Origin of the sequence: Methylophaga sp. (assembly GCF_009711715.1) — a bacterium.
Lineage (GTDB): Bacteria > Pseudomonadota > Gammaproteobacteria > Nitrosococcales > Methylophagaceae > Methylophaga.
Window position 1 is genome coordinate 181,718 of sequence record NZ_VENF01000003.1, and the last position, 21,352, is coordinate 203,069.

Here is a 21,352-nt window from a genome sequence, read left to right on the forward strand (position 1 = left end):
CTCAGTTTTCCTCATTATGATAAATAACATTGGCCGCAGCCACGGCAGCGCCCTGATTAATTTCGACGCCCATACTGCAGAGCACATTATCCAGCGCGCCCAGACACAAGAGCACATTTTTCTTATTCGCTGAATGGCCCATCAGACCGATGCGCCAGACCCGGCCTGCCATGGCACCGAGGCCAGCACCAATTTCAAGCTGATAGTCATTCAGCAGATGACTGCGCACGGCAGCGTCATCGACCCCGGCGGGAATTGTTACCGAATTCAGTTGCGGCAGACGATAGGTTTCCTCGACCAGGAAATTCATGCCCATCGCTTCGATACCGGCTTTCAGTGCATGATGGTGCAGCCGATGTCGTGCCCAGGCCGCTTCCAGTCCTTCTTCCCGCAGCATCAGCAGTGCTTCGTGAAGACCATACAGCGCATTAATCGGTGCCGTATGATGATAAGCCCGCTTACTGCCCTCACCCCAGTAGCCCATCACCAGGTTCAAATCCAGAAACCAGGACTGAACTTTGCTTTTGCGGTTTCTGATGACTTCAGCTGCTTTTTCACTGAAACTCACCGGCGCCAGGCCCGGCGTACATGACAGGCATTTCTGGCTCCCCGAATAGACTGCATCGATACCCCACTCATCGATTTTTACGGGGATACCGCCCAGCGATGTCACCGTATCCATGATCGTCAGACAGTCATGTTTCCGCGCCAGTTTGGCAATCGACTCGGCATCAGATCGGGCACCGGTTGACGTCTCAGCATGGACAAAAGCCACCAGCCTGGCTTCAGGATGGGCTTCCAGTGCATCAGCCAGCTTATCCAGTGATACCGGCCTGCCCCACTCATTTTCGACCATCACCGACGTGGCACCACAGCGCTCGACATTTTCTTTCATGCGGCCGCCAAATACACCGTTCTGACAAACAATCGCCGTATCCCCCGGCTCGAGCAGGTTGGCAAAACAGGTTTCCATACCGGCTGATCCCGGAGCTGATACCGGGAAGGTCAGTGGATTATCTGTCTGAAAGGCATACTGAAGCAGATGCTTCATTTCATTCATCATGCCGATAAAAGCCGGATCCAGATGTCCGATGGTCGGGCGGGCCAGCGCTTGCAGGATGCGCGGGTTGACGTCAGACGGACCGGGCCCCATCAGGGTGCGTTGTGGTGGATAAAATGACTTGGCTGTGGTCATAGATGCCTCTTCAGCTTATATCAGGCGCCCTCGGAAAAGACGATGGTTCTGCGACCGCTGATAATAATACGGTGCTCGATATGCGCTTTTACCGCTCTGGCCAACACCAGTCTTTCGATATCTTTACCGATCATGACCAGATCTTCCGGGCTGTTGTCGTGCATGACTCTTTCTACATCCTGCTCAATAATCGGGCCTTCATCAAGCTCTGCCGTCGCATAGTGCGCGGTCGCACCAATCAGTTTAACGCCACGATCATAGGCCTGATGATACGGCCTCGCCCCCTGGAAGGCAGGCAGAAAGCCATGATGGATATTAATGACACGGCCGGCGAATTCCTTAACAAACTGTTCCGACAGGAGCTGCCTATAACGCGCCATCACGACCAAATCGATCTGGTATTCTTTCAGCAGCTTCTTGATTTCCGCTTCCTGCTGCGCTTTGGTATCTTTCGTGATGGGCAGATGATAGAAAGGCTTGTCGAACTGACGCGCCATATATTCCAGATCAGCATGATTACCGATGATCAGTGGAATCTCACATTTGAGTTCGCCTTCCAGCTCTCGAAGCAACAAATCATAACCGCAGTGGGAGGCACGGGTGACCATCAGAGCCACGCGGTAGGGTTTCGTGCTGTATCGAACCGACCAGGTCAGGTTCATTGGCCGGGCAAACTGTTCAAACTCGCTCTCAAGCTGCGCCGCTGGCATCTGCCCCTCGTCCTCCAGCCTGATTCGCATAAAGTACTGGCCGTTCTCGACATCGGTGTACTGCTGACAATGCAGAATATTAAACTCACGTTGGGCAAAAAACCCGGTGATGCCCGCCACCAGTCCCTTGCGGTCGGGGCATTGAACCAGGAAAACAATCGCGCTCATTTCAGTCTTTCCATAAAGGCGGCAAGGCCGCTTTGCCAAATGCCAAATCCTACCTGATTATTCATACTCGTTGTACTTATCAGCACGGCCTTTGACTCTGTCTTTGGGATACTTGGCCGCATTCTTGATCATCTTGTTTTTCACCACCTGATTCAGATCTATACCCAGATCATGGCAGAGGTAACTCAGATAAACAGCGACATCCGCAATCTCATCTTCCAGCTTCTCACGTTTATCTGAGGCCAGCATTTCACTGACTTCCTGCTTGTTACGCCACTGGAACCACTCCAGCAGTTCTGCCGCTTCGATAGATAAAGAAATCGCAATATCCTTGGGGTTATGAAACTGCTCCCAGTCGCGCTCCTTGCGAAACTGAATCAGTTCCTGCAGTAAGCTTTTTTCAATCATGGCGTAAGAAGTCCTCAACGACTTGTTTGAACTGTTGGGGCCGTTCGGCATGTACCCAGTGTCCCGCTTTCTCGATGGCCTGGAATTGCGCCTGCGGAAAATGCCGTTTAATCAGGCTTCTGTCTTCTTCTGTGACATAGTCTGACTGGGCACCGTAGACAAAGAGGCTGCTGGCAGACACTGTCTTATCCTCGCACACCGGGGCCATCAATTGCTGATAATTGGCTTTCAATGCCGGCAGATTAATTCGCCAGTAAAGCCCGTCGTCATCGGCCTGCAGGTTCATCAGCAGAAACTGGCGAACACTCTTATCCCTGACCTTGTCCGCTAAGGCTTCATCCACCGCCGCCCGTGAGTCCAGGCTTTTCAGATCCAGCGCCAGCATCGCATCCATCAGCGGCGTGTGTTCACTGAAGTAGCGCCGTGGCGCGATATCGACCACGACCAGTTTATCGATCCAGGCAGATTGCTCGGCCGCAAATTGCATGGCCACCTTACCTCCCAGCGAGTGCCCCAGCAGATGCAGCTTGTGCAGACCCAAATCACCGCACAACTGTTCAATATCCGCCGCCATGCTGCTGAAGTCCTGAACATCACTGTGAGGAGAGCGGCCATGGTTACGCAGATCGACACTGATAACACGGTAAAACCGGGAAAAATATCTGGCCATGCTACGCCAGTTATCGGAAGAACCGAACAGGCCGTGGATAATCAGTAAGGGATGTCCCTCGCCGGTGTCTTGGTATTGCAATTTCATGGCGTGCTGCTTGAAAGATATAATGTTGAATTATTTAACGGGAGTATAACGTGGAAGACGAAGCAATTCTGGTGATGCTGGTCAAGCAATATTCAGACAAGTTCGGTATAACCTTCAGCTCGAAATACCTGGACGATCCTGACAAGAAACAAAAGCTCATCACGCTGATTCAGGAAGCCGTGGCCGGCAAGCGTGGGCCGGTGACCGACGCCGATCTGGAAGCATAAAAAAAGCCACCGCGAGGTGGCTTTTTCATTAATCTTCGAGCTTTTCAAATACCAGGCAGGCATTGGTACCGCCGAAACCGAAACTGTTCGACATTACCGACGTCAGGCCAGCATTATCGATCCGTTCGCGCAGAATAGGCATGCCCTCTGCTTCCGGATCCAGGGTTTCGATGTTGGCAGAAGCGGCCAGGAAATCATTTTCCAGCATCAACAGGCTATAGATCGCTTCCTGCACACCGGCAGCACCGAGAGAGTGGCCTGACAGTGACTTGGTTGAGCCCACATGCGGGATGGCATCACCGAAGGTGCGTTTAATCGCGCCCAGCTCCGCCAGGTCTCCTACCGGGGTCGAGGTGCCGTGGGCATTGATATACTGGACTTTACCGCGGGCCGTAGACATCGCCAGTTGCATACAGCGCTCCGCACCTTCACCTGACGGAGCGACCATATCGTAACCATCCGAGGTGGCACCGTAACCGGTCAGTTCGGCATAGATTTTAGCCCCACGGGCTTTGGCATGTTCGTACTCTTCCAGCACGATAACCCCGCCACCGCCGGCAATAACAAAACCATCACGATCAGCGTCATAGGCGCGTGAGGCTTTTTCCGGCGTGTCATTATATTTGGTCGACAAAGCGCCCATCGCATCAAACAAAGAACTCATCGACCAGTGTTCTTCTTCACCGCCGCCGGCGAAGACTATGTCCTGTTTGCCAAGCTGGATCTGCTCCATCGCTGTGCCGATACAATGGGCACTGGTGGCACAGGCGGAGGACATTGAGTAGTTAACGCCTTTGATTTTGAATGGCGTTGCCAGACAGGCTGAAGTAGTACTACCCATAACCTGGGTCACGCGATAAGGCCCAATACGCTTGAGCCCTTTTTCACGCAGAATATCAGCCGCCTCAACCTGGTTCGATGATGAAGCACCGCCGGAGCCCATGATCAGGCCGGTGCGGATATTGGAAATCTGATCTTCTTTCAGACCGGCATCGTCAATGGCCTGCTGCATGGCTATGTAACTGTAGGCTGCCGCGTCGCCCATAAAACGCAGGGTCTTGCGATCGATGAATTCCTTGAAATCGATATCAATCGTCCCGGCGACATGGCTACGGAAACCCATATCGGCATAATCCTGCTTGAAACGAATGCCGGAGCGACCTTGACGCAGGGATTCAGTGACCGTCGCGGCATCCAGCCCCAGACAGGATGTGATACCCAGTCCTGTGACAACAACACGTCTCATCATTAAATCCTAAAAATCATCTGTGGAGGTAAACAAACCGACACGCAGGTCTTTGGCCACATAAATCTCGCGACCATCAACCGATACTGTACCATCTGCAATAGCAAGAACAAGCTTGCGTGCGATCACCCGTTTAAGATCAATCCGGTAGGTCACCTTTTTGGCTGTCGGCAACACCTGGCCGGTGAATTTGACTTCTCCCGACCCCAAAGCGCGGCCTCTGCCGGGATTACCGTCCCAGGCGAGGAAAAAACCGACCAGTTGCCACATGGCGTCCAGACCAAGGCAGCCGGGCATGACCGGATCACCGGGGAAATGACAGGCAAAAAACCACAGATCAGGGTGTATATCCAGTTCCGCGATGATTTCCCCTTTGCCATATGCTCCGCCGGTGTTGGAGATATGAGTAATGCGGTCCATCATTAACATATTTGGAATGGGTAACTGGGCATTGCCGGGACCAAACATCTGTCCGTGTCCGCATTGCAATAATTCTTCGTAGGTAAATGATGATTGCTTACTCATGAACTCTCTTAAATAACCCGCCAATAGGGCATCGTATGATAGCACGAACGTTTCCAAACCAGAAAAAAACTGGCTTTCACGCCACTAAAAAAAAGCCACGACATTTTGTCGTGGCTTTATCTTTGAAAAAATACGCCGGTTTTATTGGTTGGCGGCGACCGTTGTCGCAGCTTCCGGCACTTCCACATCCAGACCTTGCAGCAACATACCCATGCTGTTGAGAATGCGATACATCGCATACATTTCATCATACTGGGTATTGGCCAGTGCAGTGCGGGCTCTGAACACCTCGTTTTCAGAGTCCAGCAAGTCAAGCAATGTCCGCTGGCCGAGGCTGAACTGTTGTTGATAGGCATCACGCGCTTTTTCACTTGATTGCACGTGCTGCTCACGAGCCGGCATCTGTGCTCTCAGTGTCTGCCAGGCATTCCAGGACAGGCGCACACTCTCTTCAACCTGACGATGCGTGTTATTGCGAATTTCCGCTGCCTGATTAATCAGAAATGCGGTTTCTTCACGGCGGGCACTGTCTCGACCACCATTGTAGAGATTGTAACGTAGCCGCAGCATCGCAGTGATGTCTTTGTCCTTACCTTCCTGACCATCAATATCATGATCAGCCCGGGTGCCGAGTTCAAAGTGCAGGTCCGGGTAGAAAGGCGCCTTGGCCGTCGCATGCTGTTCCTGAGCGGATTCAACGTCATAGCTAGCCAGGCGTAGCGTCGGATGATTTTCTATGGCCTGCGCAATGGCTTCATCAACACTGGCCGGAATCATGGTAATCGGCGAATCTGGCTTGCTCAGTGAAGACGGCGGCATACCGACAACACGCAAATAAGCCGTTTCAGCATCTCTCAGATTACTTTGTTCTGACTGCAGGTTCGCTTCGGCTAATGCGAGACGACCCAGGCTCTGATCCATATCGGCTTTACGACCAACACCGCGTTCAGCCCTGAGCATGATTTGATCATGGGTACGCTGATGCGCTTCCAGATTTGTTTGTGCCAGTTCAACCAGCTTCTGGCGACGAAGCACATTGAGGTAAGCTTCAACTGCTTCCAGGCCGGTATTTTCTGCTGCGCTGTAAACGCCGAAAGCACGGGAATTGGTTCTGGCCTGTTGTCGGTCAACTTCGTTACTGGTCTCAAAACCATCAAACAGCATCTGTCTGAGGTTAAGGCTGGCTTCATCGCGGTTGAGGTGGACTTCACCTCTGCCGGAAGCCCGCGTACTTGGATTGTCGGTCATTTCCCAACCGGTACCGACTGCCAGGTCCAGTGTGGGGTAGTAGCCCGCTCGAGCTTGATCGATTTCTTTGGAGACTGCCTGACGTTCATGGGTGGCCGCGAGAACATCAGGATTGGTTTTTACGGTTGCATCCACTGCTTGCTGCAGCGTATCGGCGTTAGCAATGCCAACCGAGATGCATAAGGGGATGACGATAGCTAAAGGTTTCATATTGCTGATCCTATCTGTGGATGTGATGCTTTCGGCGGCCCCTCAGGCATCACGAATAAAACGTCCAAAATTGTTTTAAGTTGTACTCATAAGCAACTGTATTACAACACAAGCTGTCCCGCAATAGAATCCTTAACGCAGATCACGAAATAATATTGCAAGGGACAAACGATCGGGCAAATTCATTTTCTGGAATATCGCCGTCAGATGTGCTTTGACGGTGCGTTCAGTAATATTCATCTGCCTTGCGATCATTTTATTGGTGGCGCCATGGCTGACCAGATTCGCCACCTCCATCTCCTTCGGAGACAGTGTTTCCAGGGCCTGACGCTGCGCGTCACTTATTTTCGGTTTGTGTGTCAGCTCGTCGATAAGACCGGCAATGACGTGACGCTCAACCCAGACTTCGCCATTCAGTATCAACTGCATGGCATCATGCAGTTTTTCCAGTGGTAAATCATCATTGAAATAGCCCCGGGCGCCCTGCTTCAGGGCAGTAATCTGTATTGCCATCGGCCGGGGTGGCCCGATAATCATTACACGGCTCCCGGCATACTGCTGTGTCAACGACGTCAGTTGATGATTATAGTCACCTTCAAATAAGGATTGATGACACAGAATAATGGCAGGGGCATCATCGCCTGCAGCAAGCAGCATGTCATCCAGATCATCGAAAGCGTTAAAGTCGTAAACTTCCGGCAGTGCCTGCTCGATTGCTTTCAGCCTACTTTTTTCAGGTATCACGGCAAACAGGCGGGTCTGTGTCATGGTTGTCTCATTCATTGTGATGATTCCGTCCATCAACGCTCGCGGAGCGCCTCATTTTTGGCCTTCAGAATTGGTTTCAGTAAATAATCCAATACTGTTTTCTTGCCTGTCAGTATATCGACCGTCACGGTCATACCCGGAATGATCTCCAGCTGACCCTTGCTACTGTCAATATAGTTCTTTTCCGTACGCAAATAAATCAGGTAAAAACTTTCATCTTCCTCGTTGGTAATCGTATCAGCGCTTATCCGCTCCAATGTTGCCGGCAGACCGCCATAGATTGAAAAGTCATAAGCGGTAAACTTAATCATCGCCTTCTGGCCGGGACGAAGAAAAGCAATATCAGAGGGGCGGATGTGGGCTTCGATTAACAGGCTGTCATCCAGCGGAACGATTTCCACAATATCCTCACCGGGCTGAATTACCCCACCCACGGTGTTAATCATCAGACGATTGATCTTGCCTCTTACCGGCGCTCTCACTTGTGTGCGGCTGACACGGTCCTTGGCTGATGTAATCGTTGTCTCGGTTCGACTCAGTTCAGCCTGAACTTCACTCAATTGAGAGGAAGACTCAGATTGAAACCGCACTTTGACGTCTTCAATTTTCTCCCTGACTTCTGACAGACTGGAACGGATACGGGGGATTGCCAGTCTGGTTGTTTCCATTTCGCCACGCAAATCATTGACCGTACGTTTAAGACGCAGGACTTCAACTTCGGATATCACCCCGACCGATACCAATGGCTCAGACATTTCGAGCTCCTGTTTGCTGAGCTCGTAACTGGTGGTCAACTTATTCAACTTGGCCTGATTTTCGGCCAGTTCCTGCTGCCGCTGACGGGCCTGCTGCTCCAGTACATCAATATTACTCTGCAACTCACGCTGACGCGTCTCGTAGAGCCGACGTTCTGCAGCCGCGAGTGCCGGCCGCTCAACCACTAGTTGTTCTGGCAGTTCCAGTTCTTTTCCGTCAGCTTCTGCTTTGAGTCTTGAAGCTCGTGCCAAAAGCTCCCAGTATTTCAACTTGCTTTCCATAAAGGAAGATGAAAAACGGGTGTCGTCGATCTTGACCAACACATCACCCTTGTCAACGATTTCACCTTCTGAAACCAGCACCTCGGAGAGGATACCGCCTTCAAGATTCTGTACTATTTGAATTTTACTTGATGGAATGACTTTACCTTCACCGCGGGTGACTTCATCCAGTTCAGTCTGATTCGCCCACCAGATAGCACAAACAAAAAACAAAGCGGTCAGAATGAGCAAAGAGTGACCGGTGCGGGGCGAGCCTTCCATCGTCGCCGCACTGACTTCGGACATAAACTCAATATCTTCGGGGTTGGTGCGTTTGAACCAGGCCATGCGTTTATCCTTTCGATACCTTGATATGGCCTTTTTTCAGTGCCGCCAGAATTTGATCCCGTGGACCATCGGCTACCAGATGACCCTGATCCATCACAATGATTCTATCTACCAGGCTTAGCAGGGAAGCTTTATGCGTGACCAGCAGTAATGTTTTGTCTTCCAGCTCTTCGGAGAGCTTGGCCTTGAAGCGTTCCTCTGTGCTGTTATCCATGGCGTTGGTCGGTTCATCCAGTACTACTACCGGTGGGTCCATCAACAATGCCCGCGCTACAGCCACACTCTGCCTCTGACCACCCGACAGTCCCTCGCCGCGTTCTCCAACCGGCATATCAAAGCCAGACGGATGACGGTTTACAAACTCGGTAACCCCAGCCACATCAGCCGCTTTCAATACCGCAGCATCATCGGCAAATGGGGCAACCATCGTAATATTGTCGCGGATGCTGCCGAAGAACAGCACCACATCCTGAGGCGCGTAGCCGATACTACGCCGCAAATCGACCGGATCGACCTGACGTATATCCGTACCATCCAGCAATATGGCGCCGTCGTCAGGTTCATACAATCCGAGGATGAGTTTTTCTATTGTGCTCTTGCCGGAGCCGATACGACCGATGAAAGCCACTTTTTCACCCGGCTTTATCGTAAAAGAAACTTCCGACAAGGCGTCCATCGGCTGGTTAGGGTAACGGAAAGTAACTTTTTTAAATTCAACACCACCTTTGAATTCAGGGCGATGCAGAAATTCACGACCGGAAGGCCGCTCCACCGGCAGATTCATCAGCGAGTTCAATGACTGCAAGGCGGCTTTGGACTGATGATAACGGGTCAGAATCCCGGCCAGTTGCGCCATTGGTGCCAGTGCGCGACCAGTCAGAATGGTGGCAGCAATCAGCGCCCCCATCGTGATTTCATTCTCGGTGATCAGGTAGACGCCATAGACCACCACGGCGATGGTCGCCATCTGCTGCAAAAAGGAAGTGAAGTTGACTGCACTGGACGACAGCAAACGGGCACGCTGACTGTACTTGGTCATAAAGCCGACTGTCTGTTCCCATTTACGCTGGATCGGGGTCTCGGCACCAATACTTTTGATAGTTTCAAGTCCGGTCAGGGTTTCAATCAAAGTTGAACTACGCTGTCCCGAATGTCGAAACAGGTGTTGTATGGTGCGGCCCAGCGGGATTTGAATGATCAGACTGACCAGGATGGTCAGCGGGATCACTGCCAGCGGAATATAGGCAACCGGTCCGGCTATCATCCAGATAACAGCGATGAACAGGAACGCAAAGGGTAAATCAATCAGTGTGGTCAATGTCGCTGAGGTGAAAAAGTCACGGAATGACTCAAACTCCTGCATGCTGTTGGCAAACGACCCCACAGAGTTGGAGCGTGCTGCCATTTTAACGGCCATCACTTTTTCAAAAATCGTCGACGACAGCATCACATCAGCACGTTTGCCGGCCATATCTATAAAGTAGGCCCTCAGCGTTCGCAGCAGCAGTTCAAACACAAAGACGGTGGCGACGCCGATTGCCAGCACCCACAGCGTTTCTGTCGCATGATTGGGCACGACACGGTCATAGACATTCATGATGAACAGGGGGGAAGCCAGGGCAAAGCTGTTGACCAGAATCGAGGCAATGAATACCTCACTGTATATCGGCCAGAAGCGCATGATGGTGCCCCAGAACCAATGTGACGCACGAGGTATCGTAGTGTATTCGGTGCGCTTATCGAAATGATGAACCGGCTTGATAAAAATCGCATAGCCGGTGTAGGCGTCTTCCAGCTCCTTGACGCTGAGTTCTGACTCGCCCTCACCGGTTTCCGGAAAAATTACCCGCGCCCGTTTGCCTTTGATTTCCAGCAGGATGCAGGCATTACTGCCTTCCAGTATCAACACGGCTGGCAGCACCAGGTTGGAAATTTTACTCAGCGACCGTTTGACCACTTTAGAAGACAGTCCGGCCCGTTCAGCTGCGCGTGAGAACAAGCGAGGGGTAAGCCGGTTATCGACCAGAGGCAGGCCCGCCGTCAGTGACTCGGGGCTATGGGGTTTATTAAGGAACTTGGAGAGTAAGGTCAGACATCCCAGCAATGGATCGTCAAAACTACGGTGGCTTTCCTCTGCCTCCCATTGCGTTTGCTTATTCACGTCGATGATTTGCTCCGTTTTCATCTGTTTCTTAGCTGGGATCTAAATAATTTGATGAGTTTCACAGTTTTTTGTTTTACTGTAAAGCCCACTATACATTAAATTTCAGACTTTAAAGCGACAGCCGGAGCACAGATCATGGCCTATGTAAAGCGAGATGAGCAGGGAAAAATCATCGCAGTGTTTGATTCACCAGATGCCGGTGCAGATGAGTATCTTTCGATTGAATCTGCTGAACTTATCGCATTTCTGACTCAATCAGACAATGCTGATGTAGAGGCCGCCCGTGCTGCGCTTACAGTATCTGATATGGCCCTGGTCAGGGTGCTGGAGGACCTGATTAATACGCTGATAGATAAAGAGGTCATTTTATTTACCGACCTGCCCGCTGCTGCCCGCGAAAAACTGGCCAACCGGGAAAAAATCCGGGGCCATTTGAATGATTTGGATAATCTAATGGGAGATGATCAGGGCATCCTCTGATGCCCGGAACACTAGTGTTTTCGACTGCGTCTTGGCGGTCTTTGTGACTTCTTCTCAGTATGCTCGGCCGGTTTCGGCTTTCTGTCGCGGAAGGGATTATCGCTGGTTTTAAATTCAATCATCACCGGCGTACCCTGCAGCTTCAGTACTTCCCTGAAAGTATTTTCCAGATAACGCTTGTAGCTGTTCGGAGTCGCTTCGGTCTGATTACCATGAATAATGATTCTTGGCGGGTTCTTGCCCCCCAGGTGAGCATAGCGGAATTTGATCCGACGCCCTCTCACCAGTGGTGGCGGATGGTCTGCAACCGCATCCTCCAGCACCCGCGTCAGACGCGAGGTCGGGACCTTGGTCATCGCAGACTGATAAGCCTGTCGGACCGTCTTTAACAATAAGCCGACTCCACTGCCGTGCAGCGCCGAAATAAAGTGGGTTTTGGCAAAATTCATGAAAGGCAGACGTCGCTCCACATTGGCAGCCACCCACTCCCGTTCACTCTTTTCCAGGCCATCCCATTTATTGACTGCCAAAACGACAGCCCGCCCACTTTCAACGATCAGTCCGGCCAGATGCAGATCCTGCTCAACGATGCCTTCATGAGCATCAAGTACCAGCAGCACCACATTGGCGTCTTCCAGTGCCTGCAGCGTTTTGAGCACGCTGAACTTTTCCAGCTTTTCCGAAACCTTGGAGCGGCGTCTGACACCGGCTGTATCAATCAGCGTGTATTTAACGCCATCTTTCTCAAACGGGATGTGAATACTGTCGCGGGTAGTGCCAGGCTCATCAAAGGCCACGACCCTCTCCTCGCCCAGCAGTCGATTGATCAGTGTCGACTTACCTACATTAGGACGCCCCAATACGGCCAGCCGAATATCGTCAATCTGGTCTTCGGGCTCAGTCAGTTCTTCTTCACTCAGCTCAACGACCGTCGCTTCCGGCACTGCCGATCTGATCTCATCAAACACGGCAGTAATACCCCGCCCCTGCGTGGCTGAAATCACTACAGGCTCACCGACACCCAGCGCATAGAATTCGGCTGCGACCAGTTCCCGCTGTTCGCCTTCAGTTTTGTTGATGACCAGAGCGATTGGCTTTCCCTGGTTGCGCAGCTGTTGCGCAATATCATGATCTGCCGGCATCAGTCCGGCACGGCCATCGACGACAAACAGCACCAGGTCTGCTTCATCAATAGCCAACTGAGCCTGTTTTCGCATCAGATCTGCCATATTGTCAGACTGATCAGTCAGACCGCCGGTATCAATCAGAATAAAGTCGAGACCTTCCTCACGTACCGTACCGTAAATACGGTCACGAGTCAGACCGGCAAAATCAGCGACCAGTGCATCACGGCTGCGGGTCAGCCGGTTGAACAGGGTCGATTTGCCAACATTGGGTCGGCCTACCAGAGCAATAACGGGTTTCAAAGTCAGGGTACCTGTACAGCGACAACAGTGCCATCAGCAGCTGTGGCATAAAGCTTGCCGTCACGAACAAAAGGTTTGCTTACGATGGCGCTGTCAGCAATCTGCTGTCTGGCGACAAAACGACCATCATTGCGTGCAATCCAGTGCAGATAACCTTCAAAATCCCCCACCACCACATAATCACCCGCTACTGCCGGGCCAGTCACCTGACGGCGTACAAGCCGGGTCTGTCGCCACAGCGCATCGCCGCTGCCATCCTGTACGGACCAGACATTGCCCTCATCATCGGTCACATAAACCGCTTCTCCCGGGACTGCATCAAGTCCGGCCTGAGATGACATTTCACGTGACCAGTAAACCTGGCCTGTCGCCAGGTCTACACCGGCCACATTGCCCTGGTAGGTAACAACATAGACTGTTTCATTGATAATAACCGGATCGGCATCAATATCGACCAGGCGATCCAGTTCGGTACGACCACTGGGCACGGCAATGCTTTTTTCCCAGATGACACTGCCGTCAGTAATCGACAAGGCGACGAGTTTGCCGTTGTCATATCCGGCAATCACCCGACCGTCAGCAATGACCGGCGCCCCGGCACCGCGAAGGCTCAGTAGCGGCACGGCGCGTTGATATGACCACAGCACTTCGCCGGATTCTGATGACAAACCGCTGACCCGTCCGTCTGCTGTTCTGGCCACGACGACTCCCTCAGCGGCGGTGGGTGGTGCCAGTACTTCACTGGTCAGCCGGGTGCGCCACAGTTCCTCGCCGTTTTCTGCAGTCAGGGCCACGACTTGGGCGTTTTTAGTACCGATAATGGCCATGTTCAATCCGCCACCGGCACCAGTCACAACCGGCAGATCCAGTTCGGTTTCCCACAAACGACGGCCAGTTTCAGCATTAAATGCACTGACTTCCCCTTCGTAATCGACTGCGAACACCTGGCCATCGTGCCAGGCAGCAGCCAGTTGATTGCCGGTTTCATCGGCGCCATCACCAGCCTGATTGTCCCAGATAACTTTTGGTTCAAACTCCGGCGTAAATTCAGTCAGTTCACTCGGCGGGGCTTCGTAAACGTCCTCAACAAAAAGATATTCGACAGCACTGCAGCCTGTCAGCAGCAGTGACAGCGGCAATAACCATAATGGAAAGAAATGTTTAACCTTCATTCGCTTTCGCCACATCATCAAGTTTGATTTCTATCAGGGATTGTCTTGGCTCGCCCGGTGTAAGCTGAGTCAGTGCCTGCTGGTAGGCAGTATAAGCCGCACTGCTGTCACCCTGAGCCAGTTTGATATCACCTTCAAGTTCAGCAAACAGGGAACTGAACGCCTGTGAGTCAGTTTCAGCAATCAGGCTCAATGCCTCATCCAGTTTATCCTGGCTGAGATAGACCCTGGCCAGACGCAGTGTCGCCAACTCACGGTGGCTTTGCAGTTTGGCTTCCTCTTTCACCCAGTTCAAATAATTTGCGGCAGCATCAGCCTCGCCCTGGGAAAGCTTGCTTTGCGCCATTTCCAGAGCAGCGAAAACGGCATAGGCAGTGGAGGCATAGTCCTGCATCAGCGTCTCAACCATGCGCTCAGCATCTGCCGCCTGCGACTGAGACAACTGGATAGAGGCCTGTTGATAAATGACTGCGGCCTGCTGAGTCTGCACCTGCTGATAGTTCATCCAGTAACGGAAACCGAAAATCGCTGCCAGGCCGAGTATGATGCCGGCAATGACTGAGCGTCCGTTATCGCGCCACCATTGTTTTATCGCTTCTGCTTTTTCTTCATCAGATGCATAGATATCCATGCTTTCTCCTCGCGCTGTCTATTCGCAGACCAGTTTATTCAAAACCTGAGATTATACGTTTTTCTTGACAGCTTGTGGATCTTGTCTGCAAATGATTAACAACGCACCCGGATGGTGCGGAAAAAGCACTGACCGCACCACAAAAAGGCATCCTGCCGCACAAGTTTTGCGCATCAACTTCGTAGGTTATTGATTTATATAGCTTGTCTATTTTGGTGCAACTCTTGCTATTTTGGTGCTCTACCCATAACAAAAGAAGGACAGGATTGTGCAAACCTCAGCTGATGTTTTATTCATACTACTGGGCGCCATCATGGTCTTAGCCATGCATGCCGGCTTCGCGTTTCTTGAAGTGGGCACGGTGCGAAAGAAAAATCAGGTCAATGCGCTGGTCAAAATCATCGTGGATTTTGCCGTCTCCAGCATTGCCTACTTTTTTATCGGCTATGGCATCGCCTACAGCCTCAACTTTTTCGATGCGGCCCCCTCACTGACGGAGAGCAATGGCTACGCACTGGTTAAATTCTTCTTTCTGCTGACCTTTGCGGCGGCCATTCCGGCCATTGTCTCGGGAGGTATTGCCGAGCGCGCCCGCTTCAACCCACAGTTGATCGCGACGTTTTTTATCGCCGGTTTTGTCTACCCGTTTTTTGAAGGCATTACCTGGAACGGCGCTTTCGGCATTCAGGACTGGCTTGCCCGCCAATTCGGTGCCGGCTTCCATGATTTCGCAGGGTCGGTCGTGGTTCATGCCGTCGGCGGCTGGATTGCACTGGCCGCGGTGCTGCATCTCGGACCACGCAACGGACGCTATGGTAAAGGTGGTGAAATGTACGCCCATCCGCCTTCCAGTATTCCATTCCTGGCACTGGGCGCCTGGATATTGACCGTAGGCTGGTTCGGCTTTAACGTGATGTCAGCTCAGGAAATTGACGGAATCAGCGGACTGGTTGCAGTGAACTCCTTGATGGCTATGGTCGGCGGTATTCTGGCCGCCTGCCTGGTTGGTCGTAATGACCCCGGCTTTGTTCACAATGGTCCGCTGGCAGGCTTGGTGGCGGTCTGTGCCGGCTCTGACATTATGCACCCACTTGGTGCATTGACAACTGGCCTGGTGGCCGGTGGCCTGTTTGTCTGGACCTTCACCCTGACCCAGAATAAGTGGAAAATAGATGATGTGCTGGGTGTCTGGCCACTGCATGGTCTGTGTGGTGTCTGGGGTGGTATTGCGGCCGGTATTTTTGGTCAGCTTGCACTCGGCGGCATGGGCGGCGTCAGCTTGATCTCACAGCTGATTGGCACCGCGCTGGGCGTGCTTGTGGCCTTTGCCGGTGGCTTTATTGTTTATGGGGTGTTGAAGGTCTTGATGGGACTGCGACTAAGTCAGGAAGAAGAATATCAGGGTGCCGATTTAAGCATTCACAAAATTAACGCTTCACCCAGTAACGATTGATCAAAAGGTATCCGGTAGCTGTTCAAACAGCTACCGGATAATACCGCCTTCCTGTTTATCCAGGAAGGAGAACAGGATTTCCAGCTCTTTATCTTGCTGTTCCATTGATTGTAGTTTCTGTTCGGCCTCTTCCATCCGCAGACCGGAACGATACAGATATTTGTATGCCTGACGGATATTTCTGATCTGGCCATCACTGAACTTCCGTCGGCGCAGTCCTTCCACATTGACACCGACCGGTTTCGCCATATGACCTGAAACCAGCACGTAGGGCGGCACATTACGAGAAATCACACTCCCCATCGCACTGAAGCTGTGGGAACCCAGGTAATTGAACTGACTCACCAGGGTAAAACCACCCAGGATGACATAATCATCAATCAGCACATGCCCTGCAAGCGAGGCATTGTTGGCAAAGATATTCTCATTACCCACGATGCAGTCATGGGCGATATGAACATAGGCCATGATCCAGTTATTGTTACCAATGCGGGTCACACCACCACCACCCACTGTGCCACGATTGATGGTGACGGATTCGCGGATCAGATTGTTATCACCGATTTCCAGCCAGGTGTCTTCACCGTGGAACTTCTTATCCTGAGGCTCCTCACCGATAGAGGCAAACTGGAAAATACGGTTGTTTTTACCGATTCGGGTGGGACCGTTAATGACAACATGGGACGCTATTTCGCAGCCGGAACCGATTTCCACCTTCGGTCCGATGACTGTAAAAGGGCCAATTTTGACGTCGTCTGCAATGACGGCGCTGGGGTCGATAATGGCGCTGGGATGAATCACTTGGGCATTTCTTGATTAACACACATGATATCAGCGCTGACAACAACTTCACCGTCAACACTGGCTTCGCCGCTGAACTTCCATAAGTTACGTTTATTTTTAATCAATTTGACTTCCAGTTTCAATTGATCGCCGGGCTCGACCGGCTTTTTGAAGCGGGCATTGTCAATGCCGGCCAGATAATAAAGTGCTTCATCAGAGCGGATGGCATCCGCCGTCTTGAAAGCCAGCAGACCGGTCGCCTGGGCCAGCGATTCAAGGATAAGTACACCGGGCATGATCACACGCTGGGGGAAATGGCCGGTGAAATGCGGCTCGTTAAAGGTGACATTCTTGATGCCGACCAAGTGCTCACCGGGTGTAAATTCAATCACTCTGTCAATCAGCAGGAATGGATACCGATGCGGTAACAGACGTTGAATTTCATGTATATCAATCGTGTTCAAACCAATACCCTTGGACTTATCGTTGTAACAAAAGACCAACAATCTTACTGTGAGTCACCCTGCCGGTAAAGTAAAAAAGGCAGCGCTACAGTCCGACCATCAGTCTTTCAGTCGTTTTTCCAACAGGGTTACCCGCTCAAATAACTTATCCATCTGCCGATAGCGGATCACGTTCTTGTGCCATTGGCGGGCAGGTTCAATCGGGATACCGGATGAATAGACGCCGGCCTCGCTAATCGATTTGGTAACCATGCTCATGCCGGTCAACTGCACACCATCAGCAATCTCGATATGACCGGCAATGCCGGTTCCGCCACCAATCGCGCAGTAACTGCCGATATGGGTACTACCAGCAATACCGACACAGCCGGCAATCACCGTATGGTCACCAATGGTCACGTTGTGGCCGATTTGAATCTGGTTGTCCAGTTTGACGCCCTGGCCTATAACGGTGTCATCGATCGCACCGCGATCAATCGTTGTATTGGCACCGATTTCGACATCATCACCGATAATGACCCGCCCTACCTGCGGGACTTTGATCCAGCGCCCCTGATCATTGGCAATACCAAAGCCGTCAGCCCCGATAACAACGCCAGGATGAATGACAACGCGTTCGCCAATCTGCACCTCACGGCAGAGAGTGACGTTCGCTTTGATAATGGAATTGCGACCGATTTTTACATCCGCCTCAATCACGCTACCGGGACCGATAGCCACGTCTTCGGCAATCACAGCCCCCCGCTCTATGGTGACCTGAGCTGCGATACTGGCAGTCTCTGCAACATGTGCCTCAGGGTGCACCCAGGCTGAGGGGTGAATACCCGCTTCAGCTTTGGGAAGCGGATGCATCATTGTGGCCGCCCTGGCATAGGCAACATAGGCATCGTCAACCACAATCAGGTTGGTCGCCGCGTCCGTCTCTGTTCCTGCTGCAACAATAACGGCACCAGCACCCGTGGTGGCAAGATATTTTTTGTATTTGTTATTCGCCAGGAAACTGATTTGTTCCGGGCCAGCATGGGTCAGGGTGCCGACACCCCGGATAAGATATTCCGGGTCACCGACAACCTGACCGTTAACATGCTGAGCGATCTCCGCTAATGTCCAGCTCACGCTCTGGCTCTATTTCGCTTTGGCTTTCAGTCTTTCCAGTACTTTGTCAGTCAGATCGACTTTATCACTGGCAAAAATCACGCCCTGATACAGAATCAGGTCAAAAGATTCATCTTTTGCCAGATTCACAATCGTTTCAGCGATATCTTTTTCCAGTTCACGCAGTTCTTCATTGCGGCGGATAGACAAATCTTCGCTGTACTCATCCTGCAGACGCTGAAGTTCACGCTGGTCGCTGAGAATATCACGCTCTTTTTCACGACGTTCATCAGCACCGAGAATGGCACCATCTTTATTCAGTTTTTCCTGAGCAGCACGGAGCGCTCTGTGCTTGGCTTCAAGAGACTGGCTTCTGGACGCAAATTCTTTTTCCAGTCGAGCCAGTGCGGCAGCCTTTTGAGGAGATTTATCCAGCACAACGCCAGCATTGACAACACCGATCTTCAAATCTGCCGCATAACTGGCAGGTGCAGCAATCATCAAAGCGAACAACAGCCAAATAAACTTCATATTTTTCACACTCAACTCCAATGGTTAATTAAAACGTCGATCCTAACGAGAATTGGAATGCCTCAGTCTCGTCACCGTCTTCTTTATTGATCGGGGCAGCGATACTGAATGTCATTGCACCGAAAGGTGAAATCCAGATAGCCGACAGACCGGCTGAATAACGCAGCAGACCGGCATCGAAATCCTGGTTCACGTCGTAGACATTACCAAAATCAGTAAAGGCACTCAGGCGGAACGATTTCAGGGCTTTATCCATAAAGGGGACAGGGAAAATGATTTCTGCGCCACCTGAAACAAGAAGATTACCCCCAACCGGCTCCTCATCCCCATCTGATGTACGTTCTTTAACACCCAATGTATTCGCCTGGAAACCGCGAACACTTCTGATACCACCCGCATAAAAATTTTCAAAGAATGGGAATTCGTTTGTATCGCCGTAGGCGTCACCATAACCAAACTCACCACGAATCGCAAAGGTCAGATCCTCGGTGATTGGCCTGTAGGCATTCGCCTTGTAGCGTAGTTTATAAAACTGCAGTGACGGACCAGGAATAGCGACTTCAGCATTGACACTTTGTGCAATACCGCTGGTCGGCAGAATCGCACTGTCACGGCTGTCACTCGACCAGCCGGCATTCAAGGTCACGGTATCAAAGGTATCGCCTTCGCGATCGATGAAGTCCTCATAACGAAGAATTCTATCCCTGCTGGGCAAATCAATCTGCGTGTGTTCATAGCCAAAGCCCAGATCGATTCTATTCTCTTCAGAGATAGGGATACCGTAAGTGAAATCACCACCGAAGGCATCCAGGGTATAGCGGGCAATATTGGCCTCGTCGGCATCCGTTTTACGATAGTAGGCATTAAAGCCCTGACTGATACCGTCTATCGTCGCGTACGGATTGGTATAACCAAAGCTGTATATGGTGTTGATACTGCTGTTATTAAAACCGAAGCGGATGTGTTTACCACTACCCAGAAAGTTTTTCTGCGTCACGTTGGCATTGAAAATAATACCGTCTGACTGGGAGTAGCCGACACCGGCAGACAGACTGCCCGATGGCGTTTCAGTCACGCTGTATTCCAGATCCACCTGATCCTGCACGCCCGGCACCGGAATGGTTTCCACGTTGACATTTTCGAAATAGCCCAGTCGGGAAATACGGGCTTTGGACTGTTCCACCTTGTCAGTGGCAATCCAGGCCGATTCCTGCTGGCGCATTTCACGGCGTAATACTTCATCCCGGGTTTTACTGTTACCGGAAATCTGAATCCGTCTGACATAGGCACGGCGACCCGGATCAACGAAAAAGGTCAGGTCGACTTCTTTGGCTTCACGGTCAATTTCCGGTACCGCGTTGACGTTTGCAAAGGCATAGCCGTCATTACCGAGACGGTTGGTCAGGTTTTCGGTACTTTTGGTAATCGCTTTGCGTGAGAACACAGAATTCTGTTTAATCGTCACCAGATCGAATAATTCTTCTTCCGGCACAATCAGATTACCGGCGAGACGCACTTCATCAATTTTGTATTTCTCACCTTCACTGATATTGATAGTGATAAACATATTTTTCTTGTCATCACTGATCGATACCTGGGTGGATTCTACCGTGAAGTCGACATAACCGCGGTCCAGATAGAAAGAACGCAGGGTTTCCAGATCCGCCGACAGCTTCTGACGTGAATACTGGTTATCTTTGGTGATGAATGACAGCAAGGTGCCGGTGGTGGTCTGGAATTCCTCGGTCAATTCTTCCTGCTCAAAAGAGTCGTTACCGACGATGTTGATATCCTTGATCGTGGCGACGACACCTTCAGCCATTGTGATACGGATGGCAACCCGGTTACGTGACAGTGGCGTCACTTCTGACTCAATCGCCACACCGTATTTACCACGGCTGAAATACTGGCGTTCGAGTTCCAGTTCGACCCTTTCCAGCATCGCCTGCTCGAAGACCTGACCTTCACCGAAACCGATTTCACGCAAAGACTTGAGCAGTTCTGCCGAGTCCATGTCCTTGTTACCCACCAGTTCGATACTGGAGATAGCCGGTCTCTCCTGCACTTTGATAACCAGCACATTGTCCTGGCGTTCAACCTGCACATCGTTGAAGTACTTGGATTTATACAGGGAGCGGATAATACCGCGGGCATCGTTGTCGGTCATTTCATCGCCGACTTTGACGGGAAGGTAATTGAACACCGTGCCTGCAGATATGCGCTGCAGCCCTTCTACCCGAATATCTTCAATCGTAAAGGTCTCTGCCATGGCTGCTGCAGAGAGACATAACATGACCAGAAATTGCAGTAATTTTCTCATTGTAGT

21 protein-coding genes are annotated in these 21,352 nt (G+C 51.4%); 3 read left to right on the forward strand and 18 right to left on the reverse strand.

Going from position 1 to position 21,352, the window contains the following annotated elements; all coding sequences use genetic code 11:
- Position 1: 1 nt before the first annotated feature.
- The 4 genes from FH755_RS02370 to FH755_RS02385 are packed head-to-tail and all read right to left on the reverse strand — an operon-like array spanning position 2 to position 3,238.
- Positions 2 to 1,195, reverse strand: coding sequence for an alanine--glyoxylate aminotransferase family protein (locus FH755_RS02370; protein WP_292438289.1), 1,194 nt, complete (start codon positions 1,193 to 1,195; stop codon positions 2 to 4).
- Positions 1,196 to 1,215: 20 nt separating this feature from the next.
- Positions 1,216 to 2,073 carry a formyltetrahydrofolate deformylase gene (gene purU / locus FH755_RS02375; RefSeq protein ID WP_292438291.1) on the reverse strand — a complete coding sequence of 286 codons (858 nt, stop codon included), beginning with the start codon at positions 2,071 to 2,073 and terminating at the stop codon, positions 1,216 to 1,218.
- 57 nt (positions 2,074 to 2,130) lie between these two features.
- The gene (locus FH755_RS02380; RefSeq protein ID WP_292438293.1) at positions 2,131 to 2,481 is read right to left on the reverse strand and encodes a nucleotide pyrophosphohydrolase; all 351 of its coding nucleotides are present in this window, start codon (positions 2,479 to 2,481) and stop codon (positions 2,131 to 2,133) included.
- Entirely contained in the window at positions 2,474 to 3,238 is a 765-nt protein-coding gene (locus tag FH755_RS02385) for an alpha/beta fold hydrolase (protein ID WP_292438295.1), read from the reverse strand. The genes FH755_RS02380 and FH755_RS02385 overlap by 8 nt, the downstream gene beginning before the upstream one ends.
- Before the next feature lie 50 nt (positions 3,239 to 3,288).
- On the opposite strand from FH755_RS02385, the gene FH755_RS02390 reads away from it, so the two are divergent.
- Positions 3,289 to 3,465, forward strand: coding sequence for a hypothetical protein (locus FH755_RS02390; RefSeq protein WP_292438297.1), 177 nt, complete (start codon positions 3,289 to 3,291; stop codon positions 3,463 to 3,465).
- 28 nt (positions 3,466 to 3,493) lie between these two features.
- Here FH755_RS02390 and fabB read toward each other — a convergent pair whose 3' ends face one another.
- The 6 genes from fabB to FH755_RS02420 all read right to left on the reverse strand — a co-directional run bounded on the left by fabB (position 3,494) and on the right by FH755_RS02420 (position 11,011).
- Positions 3,494 to 4,711 carry a beta-ketoacyl-ACP synthase I gene (gene fabB / locus FH755_RS02395; protein ID WP_292438351.1) on the reverse strand — a complete coding sequence of 406 codons (1,218 nt, stop codon included), beginning with the start codon at positions 4,709 to 4,711 and terminating at the stop codon, positions 3,494 to 3,496.
- A 9-nt stretch (positions 4,712 to 4,720) separates the two neighbouring features.
- A complete protein-coding gene (fabA, locus tag FH755_RS02400; RefSeq protein ID WP_266237365.1) occupies positions 4,721 to 5,236 on the reverse strand; it encodes a 3-hydroxyacyl-[acyl-carrier-protein] dehydratase FabA in 516 nt (171 codons plus the stop codon).
- Positions 5,237 to 5,377: 141 nt separating this feature from the next.
- Entirely contained in the window at positions 5,378 to 6,694 is a 1,317-nt protein-coding gene (locus FH755_RS02405; protein ID WP_292438300.1) for a TolC family outer membrane protein, read from the reverse strand.
- A 132-nt stretch (positions 6,695 to 6,826) separates the two neighbouring features.
- Positions 6,827 to 7,477, reverse strand: coding sequence for a response regulator transcription factor (locus tag FH755_RS02410; protein WP_292438302.1), 651 nt, complete (start codon positions 7,475 to 7,477; stop codon positions 6,827 to 6,829).
- 17 nt (positions 7,478 to 7,494) lie between these two features.
- A complete protein-coding gene (locus FH755_RS02415) occupies positions 7,495 to 8,826 on the reverse strand; it encodes an HlyD family type I secretion periplasmic adaptor subunit (RefSeq protein ID WP_292438304.1) in 1,332 nt (443 codons plus the stop codon).
- A 4-nt stretch (positions 8,827 to 8,830) separates the two neighbouring features.
- Positions 8,831 to 11,011 carry a type I secretion system permease/ATPase gene (locus tag FH755_RS02420; protein WP_292438306.1) on the reverse strand — a complete coding sequence of 727 codons (2,181 nt, stop codon included), beginning with the start codon at positions 11,009 to 11,011 and terminating at the stop codon, positions 8,831 to 8,833.
- A 114-nt stretch (positions 11,012 to 11,125) separates the two neighbouring features.
- On the opposite strand from FH755_RS02420, the gene FH755_RS02425 reads away from it, so the two are divergent.
- On the forward strand, positions 11,126 to 11,470 hold the full coding sequence (locus FH755_RS02425) for a hypothetical protein (RefSeq protein WP_292438308.1): 345 nt from the start codon (positions 11,126 to 11,128) through the stop codon (positions 11,468 to 11,470).
- Positions 11,471 to 11,481: 11 nt separating this feature from the next.
- Here FH755_RS02425 and der read toward each other — a convergent pair whose 3' ends face one another.
- The 3 genes from der to FH755_RS02440 are packed head-to-tail and all read right to left on the reverse strand — an operon-like array spanning position 11,482 to position 14,700.
- A complete protein-coding gene (der, locus tag FH755_RS02430) occupies positions 11,482 to 12,897 on the reverse strand; it encodes a ribosome biogenesis GTPase Der (protein WP_292438309.1) in 1,416 nt (471 codons plus the stop codon).
- Between the two features lie 2 nt (positions 12,898 to 12,899).
- Positions 12,900 to 14,069: an outer membrane protein assembly factor BamB gene (bamB, locus tag FH755_RS02435; protein WP_292438311.1), complete on the reverse strand. Its 1,170-nt coding sequence runs from the start codon at positions 14,067 to 14,069 to the stop codon at positions 12,900 to 12,902.
- The gene (locus FH755_RS02440) at positions 14,059 to 14,700 is read right to left on the reverse strand and encodes a tetratricopeptide repeat protein (protein ID WP_292438313.1); all 642 of its coding nucleotides are present in this window, start codon (positions 14,698 to 14,700) and stop codon (positions 14,059 to 14,061) included. The genes bamB and FH755_RS02440 overlap by 11 nt, the downstream gene beginning before the upstream one ends.
- A 268-nt stretch (positions 14,701 to 14,968) precedes the next feature.
- Between FH755_RS02440 and FH755_RS02445 the strand changes: the two genes are divergently transcribed.
- Complete coding sequence (locus FH755_RS02445) at positions 14,969 to 16,153, forward strand: ammonium transporter (protein WP_292438315.1); 1,185 nt, start codon at positions 14,969 to 14,971, stop codon at positions 16,151 to 16,153.
- 30 nt (positions 16,154 to 16,183) lie between these two features.
- Here the strand turns inward: FH755_RS02445 and lpxA are convergent, their stop codons facing one another.
- The 5 genes from lpxA to bamA all read right to left on the reverse strand — a co-directional run bounded on the left by lpxA (position 16,184) and on the right by bamA (position 21,346).
- Complete coding sequence (gene lpxA / locus FH755_RS02450; RefSeq protein ID WP_292438316.1) at positions 16,184 to 16,954, reverse strand: acyl-ACP--UDP-N-acetylglucosamine O-acyltransferase; 771 nt, start codon at positions 16,952 to 16,954, stop codon at positions 16,184 to 16,186.
- Positions 16,951 to 17,400, reverse strand: a complete 450-nt coding sequence (fabZ, locus tag FH755_RS02455) for a 3-hydroxyacyl-ACP dehydratase FabZ (RefSeq protein WP_292438318.1) — start codon at positions 17,398 to 17,400, stop codon at positions 16,951 to 16,953. Before fabZ ends, lpxA begins: the two co-directional genes overlap by 4 nt.
- 99 nt (positions 17,401 to 17,499) lie before the next feature.
- The gene (lpxD, locus tag FH755_RS02460) at positions 17,500 to 18,516 is read right to left on the reverse strand and encodes a UDP-3-O-(3-hydroxymyristoyl)glucosamine N-acyltransferase (protein WP_292438320.1); all 1,017 of its coding nucleotides are present in this window, start codon (positions 18,514 to 18,516) and stop codon (positions 17,500 to 17,502) included.
- 9 nt (positions 18,517 to 18,525) lie between these two features.
- Positions 18,526 to 19,026: an OmpH family outer membrane protein gene (locus tag FH755_RS02465; protein WP_292438322.1), complete on the reverse strand. Its 501-nt coding sequence runs from the start codon at positions 19,024 to 19,026 to the stop codon at positions 18,526 to 18,528.
- Between the two features lie 28 nt (positions 19,027 to 19,054).
- A complete protein-coding gene (gene bamA, locus FH755_RS02470; protein WP_292438325.1) occupies positions 19,055 to 21,346 on the reverse strand; it encodes an outer membrane protein assembly factor BamA in 2,292 nt (763 codons plus the stop codon).
- Positions 21,347 to 21,352 lie beyond the last annotated feature (6 nt).